A 13,738-nucleotide genomic window follows, 5' to 3' on the forward strand; every position below is an offset into this window, starting at 1 on the left:
CCGGTCCCGGAGTTAATCGACGATGCCTTGCGCATGAGTGCTGGATTACTGGCGCGCCAGGAGGTGACGGTGGTCAAGGACATTGCCGACTTGCCCCTGCTGTCGCTGGACCGGCATCGGATGCTGCTGATTCTGGTGAACCTGATCAACAATGCCAAGCAGGCGTTGGACGGCGTGATCGATCGCAGCCCATGCATCACGTTCAGCGTCTCCCTCGCTGACGGGCCGGTATTGCGTATCACAGTGGCCGACAACGGCAATGGGATTACGCCTGAGCACATGGCGCGTATCTTTTCCCATGGTTTCACGACGCGCAAAGACGGTCACGGTTTCGGCCTGCACAGCTGCGCGCTGGCCGCGCAGGAAATGGGGGGCAGCTTGAGCGTGCATAGCGACGGGGCCGGGCAGGGCGCGACGTTCATACTCGATATTCCCATTGATGTTGCGCAGAGCCAGCTGGATGTCATGACGAGATAGCTGTCCCGTCAAAGCCTACAGTCCTGTGTAAGCAGGGCAGGGACATGTGCGCCCATTTCCTCAGGGCATGATGGGTAGTTCAATGAGATTCAGGCAACCTGAGCGAATACCTTCTTCGACAGCTCCCGCAATATCGCCGGCGCGCTCGATCCTGCGGGAAGGGATCCCCAGGGAAGAGGCGAGGGCCAGGATATCGATCGCCGGGGCGCAGAACCTCATCTGATCTGGAAGCTTTAATCTAGCTGGCTTGCTGTGGTCACTGTCATGCGGCAATCGGATTGCCCGAGCCATGGTGATATCTGGCGAATACAGCTTGATTCCCTCATTGTGCAAAGCATCAACCGTTGGTCGGCTCTGTCTCTTGGCACCGGTCTCTCCATTGCGCCGACCTCGCTGTATATCCAGGAACTTATTTAATTTACGCCCGATCTTTCCAGTGACTGGCTCCGGACCGAACCGTTACCCGTGGCCTTCAAAATCGCATTGCACAAGGCCCGGGCGACAGGTGCGTAACTGGTCTGGCTGGGCTGTGCGGCTTCGGGAGCTGCGGTGGGATTGATCAGGTGCACCGCGATCTGTCCTGGCAGCCATGAGACGAGTGGCCAACGGGTGCGATAGGCAGGTTTAGGCCGGGTATCTCCGGTGCTCGGAGCAAAATCGCAGGATGTCACAAACGCTATCCCTATCAGGCAAGCGCCTATGAGCTGCGAGCGCACGCGACCAGGATTTTTCAAGAAACCCAAGTCCGCGACAACGACCGCGTCATGAATGATCAAGCGGCCTTCGTCGCTCACCTCGATGTCGAGAACGACCGCCATGCAGGTCTGCGCGTCATAGTGGGCAGCGATGCCTTGCGCCCGACCATGTCTTGGGGGCTTGCCCCAATGAGCTTTCTCTGCCGCTTCGGTGATGACGCTCCGCATTCGATGCCCATCGACGCATGATGAGTGCCGAGTACCGTCGTTCACCGTCGAGGCCGGATCAATCAGCGAAAGCAGGTAGTCCCTGTGATCCAGCTTGCAGGCTCGCACCTGCGCGGCCATGAATCGCTGTTCGGCGAACAGGCGCAGCAACAGGCCTTTTCTGTCCAGATTGCTGTCGAGCGTCGATTGCCAAGTGAATGGATCAAGAGCACTGACGTGCGCATCAGGATGGCTCATTGCGTTTCTCCTTCCGGCTGATGGCAAGAGGTCCAGCTAAAGTGATGTGTCCTTGGTGCCTGTAACGCTGGCACCGCAAGTGCAGTCATTGGGGGATACTTTAGTGAGAAGGATCTGACGTCAGAGTGACCGGAGGCTGACAGGAACATGTCAGGCGTTGGGCTAGTCGGCTATTCCAAATAGCCGTTGCTAAAGCACTTTGATCAAGCCGCTCGAGCCGACCCGATGCCAAAGAGCGGCGGGTGCGGCCAGGCGCAGGCGCGATGGTTGACACGGCCACGGCTGGATGACCCCGAGGGGTTATTCTGCTGGCTCGTATCTATGGCGATCCGAATTACAGGGACACGATGGCCGAGCGTGGCCTGCGCCAGCAGGACGCTTACGGAGAGAAGTCTTAGTGATGATCGCGTATTGAGGATTTGCCGCGTAGGAAAATCCCTACGCGCCCATCTGTAATCCCTAGACCTAAATAAGATTGCTCTGATTCTTTGATTGATGGCGCATGGCTATTATTCAAGGGCCAGGGTGGCATCCTGATGCGTACTCCAGACATCCCACGCTGGGTTAATGCGTTCGGGCAATTCAGGGAAGGCGGTTGCAAACAGAGAGGGATCTGCATCGTGCTGAAACATATCGGTGTGAGCGATCTTTGCGTAGGAATGTATGTCCAGGAGCTATCCGGTTCTCGTGAGGAGCGTCCGTTCTGGAGCAAAGGCTTCCTGATTCTGAATGAAGAGGTGCTGGAGAAAGTCCTCGCCTCGGGCATTGTTGGTGCATGGATCGACCCGTCCAAGGGCGCGGACGTGCAAGCATCTACGCCTGATGAAAGCGTTGTGCAGGTCGGTCAAGGTGGCCAGCAGCCTGCTTGCCTATCGATCCGACCTTGTGCAGAGGTCCCTGGGCCGCGTCCGAGGGTGGCAATGAGCGAAGAGCTGTTGAGGGCGATCAACCTTTGCGCCAGTTCCAAGGCTGCTGTCATGCAGATGTTCGGCGATCTGCGGATGGGACGGATCGTTCAACTGGATCGCGTCACGGACATGGTGGGTGAAATCTCCGATTCGCTGTTACGTCATCCGGATGCACTGCTCAGCCTGGTGCGCCTCAAGACTGCCGATGAATACACCTACATGCATTCCGTGGCCGTCTGTGGATTGATGATTGGTTTGGCGCGTCAGCTGGATTTACCACCGCCCCTGGTCCAAGAAGCCGGGCTGGCGGGCTTGCTGCATGACGTGGGCAAGATGGCGATACCTGCGGCCATCCTGGCGAAACCATTGCCATTGAATGACCACGAACATACGACGATGCGCACGCACCCGGAGGCGGGCGCCAGGATGCTGGCGGACAGCAGGCATTTCACTTCCCGGGTGCAGGACGTTTGCCTGCATCACCATGAGAAGGTGGACGGCAGTGGCTATCCACATAAGTTATGTGGAACCCAGATCAGCTTGTTCGCGCGCATGGCCGCTGTCTGTGATGTGTATGACGCCGTGACATCTGACCGTCCTTATCGGGATCGCTGGGGCCCCGCCGAATCGATTCGAAAAATGGCCGGATGGATCGGGCATTTCGACCAGAAAGTGTTTCACGCCTTCGTCAAATGCATTGGCATCTATCCGGTTGGCGCTTTGGTGCGCCTTCAAAGTGACAGGTTGGCGGTGGTAATAGAGCAGCACGCCGAATGTTTGCTGACGCCCACGGTAAAGGTTTTCTACTCGGCGTCGACTCGTACCCCGTTGTCTCCCGAATGCATTGATCTGGCCTGTGGGCAGGACCGCATCGTCAGCTTTGAGTCAGAGAAAACCTGGGGGTTGAAGAACCTTGAAGCGCTTTGGGTGGGCGAGGGGCAAGGCAGCGAGTCGCGGTTTGGATGACGCGGTGCGTGTCTGTGTTTTTTACCAGCGCTAGTCGCTGGTTTTCTTTTTCTGTCGTTTTGGGTTCCTGTCGCCGTCGAGTAGGAATTCTCCTACCGCGCAACCGCAATCCTTAGTTGTAAATCAGGATGCTCCGATAGTTTCAAGGCTGTCACTTGGCCATTATTTCTCTAAGCCAACAAAACCGGGCATCCCCGTAGTGGATGTCTTGCGCTGGGTCCCGTCGGATCCGCATTGAACTGGAGAGATGAAGGTGAAAGGACAGGTAATTTCCTCCCCCCTGATCTTGATGATGCTGCCCGCGGGTCTGACGGGAGTGCTTGGTTGCGCCGCGATTCTGATCAGCGCGGATTTCAATCTGCGCAGTGCAGCCAGTTGCGTGCTTGTCTTGTTTGGCGCGTTGCTGATGGGCGTGTGGGCCCAGCGTTTATCGAGCACCCAGCCGCACGCTCAGCCAGGCGACGATCAGCAACTTCACCCGGCCGCTTCGCCTGATGATGGATTGGGCGAGGTGTGCGTGCAGGTACTGCCGATCTGGAGTCACCAGATCGACGCAGCGCGCATCCTCAGTGAGGAATCGATCCTCAAGCTCAGTCACCGCTTCGCGACGCTGTCGGGGGATATCAGTGCTTCTGCTTCCCACGGCGCGGGCCAGAGTTCGGGAGCACGGTTGCTGGAAATCCTTGAAGTCGGCCAGCGGGACCTGGATTCGATCATGGTTGCCCTGCGCGACGCGCTTTTGCGCAAGGAGTCGGAACTCAAGGAAGTAATGCTCCTTTCCGACTTCACCTCTCAATTGCAAGAGATGGCCAAGTTCGTCGGCGATATTGCCCAGCAGACCAATCTGTTGGCACTCAACGCCGCCATTGAAGCAGCCCGGGCGGGGGATGCCGGACGCGGTTTCGCGGTAGTGGCGGATGAAGTGCGCAAATTGTCCAGCTTATCCGGGGAGACGGGGCAGAAAATCAGTGAGACGGTCAACACCGTCAACGCTGCCATCTCTCGCACCGTCGAGCTTTCTCGGCATCAGGCGCAGCAGGATTCACAAACCCTGGCTCATTCGGAGCAACTGGTGTCCCAGGTGATCGAGCACTTCCGGCACAACGCCCAGGCCATCGTCGATACCAGCAGCAGTCTTCAGCAGCAGAGCGAAAACGTTGCCACGGAGATAGCGGGGGTACTGGTCGCCCTGCAGTTCCAGGATCGGGTCGGCCAGATGCTTTCCCTGGTCAACAACGATCTTCGCAAGTTGCATGGGCATATCGCCGAACGCCAGCAACTGGCTCTCGCCGGCGGTACGCCTGCCCCGATCATCGCCGATACCTGGCTTGAGCAATTGGCAAGTACCTACACCATGCCTGAACAGCATGCGATCCATCACGGTAAGCCTGTGGTGAGCAGCACTTCATCCGAGATCACTTTTTTCTAGGGAGTTTCCCCATGAGCAAAACCATCCTGATTGTCGATGACTCTGCCTCCATTCGCCAAGTGGTGAGCATCACCTTGAAGGGCGCCGGATACGAGGTCATCGAAGGTGTTGACGGTCGCGACGCCCTTACCAAGCTCGACGGACGCAAGATCCACTTGATTGTAAGTGACGTGAACATGCCGAACATGGACGGCCTCAGCTTCATCAAGGCCGCTAAACAACTGCCGGCCTACAAGTTCACGCCAGTGATCATGCTGACCACCGAAACCGGCGATGCCATGAAGCAACAGGGCCAGGCCGTCGGTGCCAAGGCCTGGATGGTCAAGCCCTTCCAGCCGGCTCAGATGCTCGGCGCCGTCTCCAAACTGATCATGCCGTAACGCCGCCCAGAGTCCCTGGAAAGGAGGTTGTCATGACAAACACCACAGCTAGTCTGCGTCGGATTCTGGTTCTCGAAGGGTCGCTGACCATTTACACCGCCGCTGAACGCAAAGACCTGTTGCTGGAACTGTTTCCCTTGGCTCAGGAAGTCGAAATGGATCTGGGGGGCGTGGACGAAATGGACACCGCCGGGCTCCAGCTGTTGGTGCTGATCAAGCAGGAGTCACTGCGCCATGGCTCCAGCCTGTTGCTGAGCAATCCCAGCGCGGCGGTGCTCGATGCACTGGATATGAGTGGGCTGCACAGCTTTTTCGACGCGTCGGCCCCGACCCGTCAGCAGAGAGGTTGAAACCATGAGTTCGCCTATGAATCTGGACGACGTGCTACAGACGTTCATCGCCGAAAGCCAGGAGCTTTTGCTTCTGATGGAGGATGCGCTGTTGCAGATCGAACAGGCGCCGGATGATGCCGACACCATCAATGCGCTGTTTCGCGTCGCCCATACCATCAAAGGTTCCGCTGGCCTGTTTGGCTTCACGCCGATCGTTGCCTTTACCCACGTGGCAGAAAGCGTGCTGGACCGGGTTCGTGGACATGAATTGCGGGTGGACGAGTCGCTGAGTGCCTTGTTCCTGGAAGTGCGGGATCACTTGTGCACGCTGATTGAACTGCTTGCCTGCCACGGTGACCTGCAAGGCATGACCGCAGAGCATGAGCGGCAGGGCGCGGCATTGGTGGAGCGTCTTAACGGCTACCTGGAGCACCGTCACGAGCCGGAGCAATCCCTGGCAACGGTTGAGTCGGTGCAATCGGCTTGTACCGCGCGTTGGCATCTGTCCCTGCGCCTGTGTCCCGACGTCCTGCGCAACGGCATGGATCCGCTGTCGTTGCTGCGCTACCTCAACAGTTTCGGTCAAGTCAGCGCGGTCGTGTGCATCACCGATGGCATGCCGGACATCTCGAAGATGGACCCGGAAACGTGTTACCTGGGCTTTGAGCTGGGGTTTGTCAGTGATGCCGACCAGGCCACCATTGAAGGTGCCTTCGACTTCGTTCGCGAGGGCAGCCAGATCTGCGTGTTGCCGTGCAATGACGACCTGACAGGTTTCCGGGCGTTGATTGGCCGTCTCGAGGCTGAGCCCGAAGTCATGGTCGAAGCCTTTATCGCTTGTGGTTCCGTGACCCGTGAAGGTTGGCTGGCGAATCCGTCTTCTGGTGAATCGACGCCAGTGGCGACGCCCCTCGTGGCACCGGACCATGCGGTCCACGATGACGCGCCCAAGAGCCGGGGGGCAAAAGAGGCCCGTCCGGCCGAAGGTAATCTGATTCGTGTCGACGCCGGCAAACTGGACCAATTGATCAACCTGGTGGGCGAACTGATCATCGCCGGCGCTGGCGCCAATCTGGGGGCCATCCAAAGCGGAATCGGCGAGCTGATTGAAGCGACAAGCTCGCTCTCGCGCCTTGTCGAGGAGGTGCGCGATTGTGCCCTGACCCTGCGAATGGTGCAGATCGGCGGCACCTTCAACCGCTTCCAGCGGGTGGTGCGCGATGTGTCCAAGGAGCTGGGCAAAGACATCGCCTTGCAGGTACATGGCGGGGAGACCGAGCTGGACAAAACGGTGGTCGAGCGCATTGGTGATCCCCTGACTCACCTGGTGCGTAACGCCATGGACCACGGTATCGAGCCCTCGCAGCTGCGCCGTGAGCGGGGTAAACCGGAGCAGGGTACGGTTCGCCTCAATGCCTATCACGAGGCAAACAGCATCGTCATTGAAGTCAGTGACGACGGTGGAGGCCTGAACAAACAACGCATCCTGGCCAAGGCGACGGAGCGCGGCCTGGTTGCCGAAGGGCAACAGCTGGCCGACGGCGACATTCTCAATCTGATTTTCGAGCCAGGCTTCTCCACTGCCGATCAGGTCAGCAACCTGTCCGGGCGCGGGGTGGGCATGGACGTCGTCAAACGGAACATCGTCGCCCTGCGAGGCTCGGTCGATCTGGAAAGCGAGGAGGGGGTGGGCACCACGGTGCGTATCCGCCTGCCGCTGACCCTGGCCATCATCGATGGCTTTCTGATCGGAGTGGGCAATGCCTCTTATGTCGTGCCTCTGGACATGGTTGAGGAGTGCATCGAGCTATCGACCGACGACTGCGGCAATCAGGATTTCCTGGACCTGCGAGGCTTGGTGCTTCCAGTCCTGCGCCTGCGCGAGATGTTTGCCATCGATGAGCCTAACCATGGCCGTGAAAACATCGTGGTCGTGCATTACGCGGGAATGCGAGTGGGCCTGGTCGTCGATCAATTGCTGGGGGAATTCCAGACGGTGATCAAGCCGTTGGGCAAGATTTTCGGTACAGCCCATGGACTGGGCGGCTTCACCATCCTGGGGAACGGCGCAGTCGCGTTGATCCTGGATATTCCAAAACTACTCGGGCAAGTCGCCAGCCGGCAGAAGCACGGTACGCCCCTCAGCCCTGAATTGACTCAATAATTCTTTTTGGAGTACAGCATCATGACCGTCAAGAAAAATATCTCGCTTTTGGTTGCCTCAGCTCTGTTGGGCATCCTGATCCTGGTCAGCCTCAGTCTTTATCTGATAGGCGGAGTCAGGAGCACCGCCAGCTATGCGCAAGTCAATACGGTGCCCAGCCTGCAGTTGCTGGAGCAAGTGGCCCTGACCTTGGCGGATAGCCATAGCCTGCAATGGCAGCGTCTGTCCGAACCTGTCGGTAGTCCCCTGCAAAGCGACAAGGAATCGGTGCTCCAGGCGCTGGATCGCTACCAGAAAGAGTTCGTCTCCGACAATCATGATGCGACGCTGCTAAGCGCCTTGCGCAGTGCGGTCAACGAATACAATCGAGGCACGGAACGTTTCGATAACGCCCTCAAGAATGCAGCCCCGCAAGCCCGTGGTTTGCTGCTCGACCTGGAGGTTGCCCGCGACAAAGTCACTTCCGCCTTGGGTGATATGCGTCAGTACAACCTGGAGCTGGGGCGCAAAAATGCAGCGGTCGCGGCATCGACCGAACAGACCGCGATCTACAGCATCGCCTCGATCGGTGGCGCCACCTTGCTGGTCATCGGCGTGATCGGTTTCTTCCTGGTACGCCGACTGCTCAGCGCGTTGGGGGGTGAACCCGACGATGTACGGCTGCTGGCCGACCGGCTCGTGGCCGGGCAACTGGATGTGCGAGGCAACGGCAATGGCCCTGAACGTACCGGACTGTTGGGTTCCATGGATCGGCTGAACGGGACCCTGAATCAATTGATCAGCGAAATGAATCACATGTCCGCAGAGCATGACAAGGGCGACATCGACGTGCAGATCGATGCGGCACGCTTTGTTGGCAGCTATGGGCTGATGGCCCAAGGCATCAACGATATGGTCAGTGGTCATATCAGCGTCAAGAAGCAAGCCATGGCCTGCATCAAGTCGATCAGCGAAGGCGATCTGCAGGCGCCCCTGCAAGCATTTCCGGGCAAGAAAGCCTTTATCAACGTCACCATCGAACATCTGCGCAGCACCATCATGGCGCTGATCGAAGAGATGCGTCACATGTCGGACGAGCATGAGAAAGGCGACATCGACGTGCAGATCGACGTACAACGATTCCAAGGCTCGTACCGTCAGATTGCCCAGGGCATCAACGATATGGTCAATGGCCACATCAGCGTGAAAAAACAGGCCATGGCTTGCATACGTTCTTTCGGCGAAGGGGACCTGTCGGCACCATTGGCCCGCTTCCCCGGCAAAAAAGCCTTTATCAACGACAACATCGAACAACTGCGCAGCAACATCCAGGCGCTGATCGAAGACACTCAGATGCTGAGCGCGAATGCTGTGATCGGCAAACTCGATACCCGTGCCGACAGTACTCGCCATCAAGGTGATTTCCGCCGCATCGTGGCCGGAATCAACAGCACCCTGGACTCGATCGTTGCCCCCCTCAGCGAGGCGATGGAGGTCATGACGGCCCTGTCCAATGGAGACCTGACTCGCAGCGTCAAAGGTGATTACCAGGGCAGCCTGCAAGACCTGAAGAGTGCGGTCAACGAAACGGTGAGCAAGCTCTCGCAGATCATTGGCGAGGTGCGCAGTTCCGCCGATTCGCTGTCCAGCGCTTCGGAAGAGATTTCCGCCACGGCCCAAAGCATCAGCCAATCGGCTTCGGTACAGGCTGCGTCGGTTGAAGAAACGTCGGCGTCGATGGAACAGATGTCGGCGTCGATTTCCCAGAACACCGAGAACGCCAAAGTGACCGATGGCATGGCCGGCAAGGCGAGCAAGGAAGCGAGTGAGGGTGGACAGGCCGTCAAGGATACCGTCTCGGCCATGAAAACCATCGCCGAGAAGATAGGGATCGTTGACTCGATTGCCTATCAGACGAACCTGCTGGCGCTCAACGCGGCCATCGAAGCGGCCCGGGCCGGCGAGCACGGCAAAGGCTTCGCGGTCGTCGCCGCCGAGGTGCGCAAGCTCGCCGAACGCAGCCAGGTCGCGGCGCAGGAAATCGGCCAGGTGGCCAAAAGCAGTGTTGCCCTGGCTGAACGGGCCGGCAATCTGCTCGATGAAATCGTGCCCTCGATCACCAAGACTTCCGACTTGGTTCAGGAGATCGCCGCTGCATCTGAAGAGCAGTCCATCGGCTCGGAGCAGATCAATACTGCCATGTCGCAGATGAGCCAGATCACTCAGCAAAACGCTTCGGCTTCCGAAGAACTGGCCGCTACCGCTGAGGAAATGAGTAGCCAGGCCGAACAGTTGCAGGAGTTGATGGGCTTTTTCACCCTGCACGGTCGGGTTGCGGTTGCCGCCGTACCTCGGGCCGCCTCTTCCAGTCTGAGCGGGATGCAAAGCAGTGAGCATACCCAGGAAGGCGGTTTCATCCGCTTCGGGAGTTGAGACATGGAAGCTGCAGTCTTCAGCCATTTCGAGCATGCGCCGCAGAGTCCGTGTGACAGCGATTTCCTGCAGTTCCTGACATTCGTATCCGCCAGGGAGGTTTATGCAATCGATACCTTGTGCGTGCGCGAGATTATCGAGTATGGCCAGGTGACAAGCGTTCCGATGATGCCGGATTTCATTCGGGGGGTGATCAATCTGCGTGGGGCGGTGGTACCGGTGATCGATCTGCAGGCGCGCTTCAGCAAGGGCGCCACGCAGCAAGGCAACAGGACCTGCATCGTTATCCTGGAACTGGTTCAGGACGGCGAGCCGCAAGTGCTGGGTATCGTAGTCGACTCGGTGAGCGAGGTGATCGAAATAGAGTTGGCCGACATCAAGGCCGCGCCGGCGATCGGAAACCGGATCCGTGAAGACTTTATTCGAGGGATGGTCAAGGTGCGAGGGGCGTTCCTGACTGTGCTTCAGATCGACCAGGTGCTGTGTGTCAGCGAGATCGCCAGCCAGTTGCACTGAGGTGTAGCGCTCAGGCGTGCCTACATTGTCTTGAGAGGGAGGCTGCCGTCTACGGTGGATCCCGAGGAGTGAACCATGTCCATATCCGCCTCGCGCCTGCCGGCCCCAGGGACGACAGCGCCACAGTACCTGACCTTCAGTGTGGGCCAGGAGATGTTTGCGGTCGGTACCCTGTGCGTACGGGAAATTGTCGAATACGGTCCGATTACCCCGTTGCCGATGGCGCCGCCGAAGGTTCGCGGCATCACCAATCTGCGTGGAGCGGCCATTCCAGTACTGGACCTCGGGCTGTGTTTTGGGGGCACCCAGACCCTGGCAAATCCACGTACCTGCATCGTCATGCTGGAGGTCCACGGCAGCGGCGGCGCAGGCCTGGTGGGCATCGTCGTGGACGCCGTCAGCGAAGTGCTGGAGATCCCGGCCGAACAGATCGAGCCGGCCCCGGCACTGCAGGGGCGCCTCAGCCCTGCATTTGTGGTGGGGATCGGCAAACTCAGCGACCGTTTTGTCTTGCTGCTGGATATCGAGCACATGCTCAGTAGCGATGACTGGTCGACGCTGCTCCCTTCGAACATCGACGCAGACGGGCTGAGACCATGAATGTCGTTCTCTCCGACAACGAGTTCCAGCAGTTTCGGGCAATGATTCATGAAATTGCCGGGATCAGCTTGTCGGTTGCCAAGAAACAGCTGGTCAGTGGCCGTCTGGCCAAGCGTTTGCAGTTTTTCAACCTGACCACCTACGGCAGCTATTACCGCTTGCTGATGAAGGACCGGACCGAGTTGCAAATGGCGGTGGACTTGCTGACCACTAACGAAACCTACTTTTTCCGCGAACCCAAGCATTTTGAGTTTCTGCGCCATGTGGTTCTCCCTGAGCTTCGTGGGAATGGCCCGGTGCGCATCTGGAGTGGTGCCTGTTCCACGGGAGAAGAACCCTACACCCTGGCCATGGTGCTGGCCGACAGCCTGGGCACCAGGCCATGGGAGATCCTCGCTTCCGACATCAGTAACCGCGTGCTGGAAAAAGCCCAGGGTGGACGCTACCCACTCGATGGTATCCGCGGCATTCCCGAGGCGCTGTTGAACAAGTACTGCTTGAGGGGCGTGGGCTGCAACAACGGCATTTTCATGGTGGATCGCGCGTTGGCGTCACGGATGACGTTCACGTCGATCAACTTGAACAATGCGCTGCCTTCAGTGGGGCAGTTCGACGTGATCTTCCTGCGCAATGTGATGATCTATTTCGATAACCAGACCAAGTCCGAGGTGGTCAAGCGTTTGAGCAAACACCTGAGGCCAGGCGGCTATTTCATCGTGAGCCATTCAGAGAGCCTGAATGGCATCAGTGATGAATTGCAGTTGGTCAAACCTTCCATCTACCGCAAACCGGACGCTTGAAATGGGCCGGGTGATCGAATGTTTCTTGCAGCCCGGTGACGTGGCGTTCGGAGGCCGCCAAACGCGCCTGTGTACCGTGCTGGGCTCCTGTGTCGCACTGGTGTTCTGGCATCCGCAACGCTTGTTGGGCGGCATGTGTCATTACATGTTGCCTCGTCGTGGGGCGCATGGCGCGGGACACCTGAACGGACGTTACGCAGCCGATGCGTTGGCGCTGCTGTTCGAGTGCATTCACCGCGCGGGGGCCCGGCCCGAGCAGTTCGAGGTGAGCCTTTTTGGTGGGGCTGACATGTTTCCCGGGGTAAAGCGCGGTAACGGTATCGGGATTGGCCAACAGAATGTCGATGCCGCCAGAAGCCTGATACAGGCCCATGGGTTGCAATGCCGGGTTTATCACGTAGGTGGCCGGGGCCATCGCCACCTGGTGTTCGATGTGGGTACCGGACGCCTTCAACTCAATCATGCCGATTCCGTACTTAAAGTAACCGAATCGCCCAAGAGTAATGCCAGATGACGGATATCAAGGTGTTGATCGTTGATGATTCGGCGGTGGTGCGCCAGGTGCTGAGCGCGACCCTGAACCAGGCCAGCGGTATCCAGGTGATCGATGTTGCCGTCGATCCGGTGTATGCCATGGAGAAGATGAGCAGGCAATGGCCTGACGTGATCGTGCTGGACGTCGAGATGCCACGAATGGACGGCATTACCTTCCTGAAAAAACTGATGGCGCAAAAGCCCACACCGGTGGTGATCTGTTCGACGCTGACCGAGAAGGGCGCCAAGACCACCTTGCAGGCACTGGCGGCCGGTGCCGTCAGTATCGTCACTAAGCCACAGTCCAACCTGCGACAGTTCCTGACTGAAAGCGCGGACGATCTGGTCCAGGCCGTCAGGGCCGCGGCAAAGGCCAACCTGCGGCGTGTAGGGGGGGCTCGGGCGCCTGTTGAGGTGCCACCCCGGCTCAGTGCCGACTCGATCCTGTCTCCCGCGAACGTGGCCATGGCCCGCACGACTGAAAACATCGTTGCCATTGGCACTTCCACCGGCGGCACGCAGGCCCTGGAACAGGTACTCCAAGGGTTGCCGCGGGTGTGTCCGGGCATCGTCGTGGTGCAGCACATGCCAGAGAAGTTTACCGCCGCGTTCGCCGAGCGCCTCAATCACGTTTGCGAGATCGAGGTGCGCGAGGCTGTACAGGGCGATCGCATCATCCCCGGGCGCGCGCTGATCGCACCCGGTGGAACCCACATGCTGGTCAAGCGCAGTGGTGCCCAGTATCAGGTGGATATCGTGCAGGGGCCGCCTGTCAGTCGGCATCGACCCTCGGTGGATGTGCTGTTCCGTTCGGTCGCTCGTAGCGCGGGCAGCAATGCCCTTGGCATCATCATGACGGGCATGGGGGATGATGGTGCTCGCGGCCTCAAGGAAATGCGCGATGCCGGCGCAAGGACCCTGGGCCAGGATGAAGACTCTTGTGTCGTGTATGGAATGCCACGCGAGGCCTTGAAGCTGGGAGCGGTCGAGCGCGAGTTGCCACTGGAGCAGATTGCTGCGGCCATCCTTGGCGTTCGCGGACCTCATCCCTGAGAGCGCG

10 protein-coding genes and 4 pseudogenes are annotated in these 13,738 nt (G+C 58.8%); 13 read left to right on the forward strand and 1 reads right to left on the reverse strand.

The annotated features are described in order from the left end of the window. Nucleotides 1-120: 120 nt before the first annotated feature. Nucleotides 121-477 (forward strand): annotated as a pseudogene (locus tag EPZ47_RS30780) (ATP-binding protein); the annotation flags it as partial. Between the two features lie 413 nt (nt 478-890). Here the strand turns inward: EPZ47_RS30780 and EPZ47_RS11145 are convergent. Beyond that, nucleotides 891-1,637 carry a hypothetical protein gene (locus tag EPZ47_RS11145; protein ID WP_178084246.1) on the reverse strand — a complete coding sequence of 249 codons (747 nt, stop codon included), beginning with the start codon at nt 1,635-1,637 and terminating at the stop codon, nt 891-893. 620 nt (nt 1,638-2,257) lie between these two features. Between EPZ47_RS11145 and EPZ47_RS11150 the strand changes: the two genes are divergently transcribed. From EPZ47_RS11150 to EPZ47_RS11200, 12 genes and pseudogenes are all read left to right on the forward strand, one after another. After that, nucleotides 2,258-3,511, forward strand: a complete 1,254-nt coding sequence (locus EPZ47_RS11150; protein ID WP_135847973.1) for a cyclic di-GMP phosphodiesterase — start codon at nt 2,258-2,260, stop codon at nt 3,509-3,511. Nucleotides 3,512-4,337: 826 nt separating this feature from the next. After that, nucleotides 4,338-4,940: pseudogene (locus EPZ47_RS30785) on the forward strand (methyl-accepting chemotaxis protein); the annotation flags it as partial. Nucleotides 4,941-4,951: 11 nt separating this feature from the next. Continuing rightward, nucleotides 4,952-5,320, forward strand: a complete 369-nt coding sequence (locus EPZ47_RS11160) for a response regulator (RefSeq protein WP_135844811.1) — start codon at nt 4,952-4,954, stop codon at nt 5,318-5,320. 32 nt (nt 5,321-5,352) lie between these two features. Then, nucleotides 5,353-5,670 (forward strand): STAS domain-containing protein, encoded by a 318-nt coding sequence (locus EPZ47_RS11165; RefSeq protein WP_135844812.1) that lies wholly within the window; start codon nt 5,353-5,355, stop codon nt 5,668-5,670. A 16-nt stretch (nt 5,671-5,686) separates the two neighbouring features. Then, nucleotides 5,687-7,816, forward strand: coding sequence for a chemotaxis protein CheA (locus EPZ47_RS11170; RefSeq protein WP_135847975.1), 2,130 nt, complete (start codon nt 5,687-5,689; stop codon nt 7,814-7,816). Nucleotides 7,817-8,707: 891 nt separating this feature from the next. Beyond that, nucleotides 8,708-8,842, forward strand: a pseudogene (locus tag EPZ47_RS31015) (hypothetical protein); the annotation flags it as partial. Nucleotides 8,843-8,875: 33 nt separating this feature from the next. Beyond that, a pseudogene (locus EPZ47_RS30795) lies at nt 8,876-10,228 on the forward strand (methyl-accepting chemotaxis protein); the annotation flags it as partial. Between the two features lie 3 nt (nt 10,229-10,231). Next, nucleotides 10,232-10,744 (forward strand): chemotaxis protein CheW, encoded by a 513-nt coding sequence (locus tag EPZ47_RS11180; RefSeq protein ID WP_135844814.1) that lies wholly within the window; start codon nt 10,232-10,234, stop codon nt 10,742-10,744. 75 nt (nt 10,745-10,819) lie between these two features. Further along, complete coding sequence (locus tag EPZ47_RS11185; RefSeq protein ID WP_135844815.1) at nt 10,820-11,344, forward strand: chemotaxis protein CheW; 525 nt, start codon at nt 10,820-10,822, stop codon at nt 11,342-11,344. Beyond that, nucleotides 11,341-12,144 (forward strand): CheR family methyltransferase, encoded by an 804-nt coding sequence (locus tag EPZ47_RS11190; RefSeq protein ID WP_135844816.1) that lies wholly within the window; start codon nt 11,341-11,343, stop codon nt 12,142-12,144. The genes EPZ47_RS11185 and EPZ47_RS11190 overlap by 4 nt, the downstream gene beginning before the upstream one ends. A 145-nt stretch (nt 12,145-12,289) precedes the next feature. Continuing rightward, nucleotides 12,290-12,658 carry a chemotaxis protein CheD gene (locus EPZ47_RS11195; RefSeq protein ID WP_238346751.1) on the forward strand — a complete coding sequence of 123 codons (369 nt, stop codon included), beginning with the start codon at nt 12,290-12,292 and terminating at the stop codon, nt 12,656-12,658. Continuing rightward, nucleotides 12,655-13,731: a protein-glutamate methylesterase/protein-glutamine glutaminase gene (locus EPZ47_RS11200; protein ID WP_135844818.1), complete on the forward strand. Its 1,077-nt coding sequence runs from the start codon at nt 12,655-12,657 to the stop codon at nt 13,729-13,731. Before EPZ47_RS11195 ends, EPZ47_RS11200 begins: the two co-directional genes overlap by 4 nt. Nucleotides 13,732-13,738 lie beyond the last annotated feature (7 nt).

The organism is Pseudomonas viciae, from assembly GCF_004786035.1.
GTDB lineage: Bacteria > Pseudomonadota > Gammaproteobacteria > Pseudomonadales > Pseudomonadaceae > Aquipseudomonas > Aquipseudomonas viciae.

Bases quoted from the DNA above. Each gene is read 5' to 3' on its own strand.
- EPZ47_RS11145 (WP_178084246.1), bottom strand. From the start codon at position 1,637: ATGAGCCATCCTGATGCGCACGTCAGTGCTCTTGATCCATTCACTTGG.
- EPZ47_RS11160 (WP_135844811.1), top strand. From the start codon at position 4,952: ATGAGCAAAACCATCCTGATTGTCGATGACTCTGCCTCCATTCGCCAA.
- EPZ47_RS11165 (WP_135844812.1), top strand. From the start codon at position 5,353: ATGACAAACACCACAGCTAGTCTGCGTCGGATTCTGGTTCTCGAAGGG.
- EPZ47_RS11170 (WP_135847975.1), top strand. From the start codon at position 5,687: ATGAATCTGGACGACGTGCTACAGACGTTCATCGCCGAAAGCCAGGAG.
- EPZ47_RS11180 (WP_135844814.1), top strand. From the start codon at position 10,232: ATGGAAGCTGCAGTCTTCAGCCATTTCGAGCATGCGCCGCAGAGTCCG.
- EPZ47_RS11185 (WP_135844815.1), top strand. From the start codon at position 10,820: ATGTCCATATCCGCCTCGCGCCTGCCGGCCCCAGGGACGACAGCGCCA.
- EPZ47_RS11190 (WP_135844816.1), top strand. From the start codon at position 11,341: ATGAATGTCGTTCTCTCCGACAACGAGTTCCAGCAGTTTCGGGCAATG.
- EPZ47_RS11195 (WP_238346751.1), top strand. From the start codon at position 12,290: ATGTTGCCTCGTCGTGGGGCGCATGGCGCGGGACACCTGAACGGACGT.
- EPZ47_RS11200 (WP_135844818.1), top strand. From the start codon at position 12,655: ATGACGGATATCAAGGTGTTGATCGTTGATGATTCGGCGGTGGTGCGC.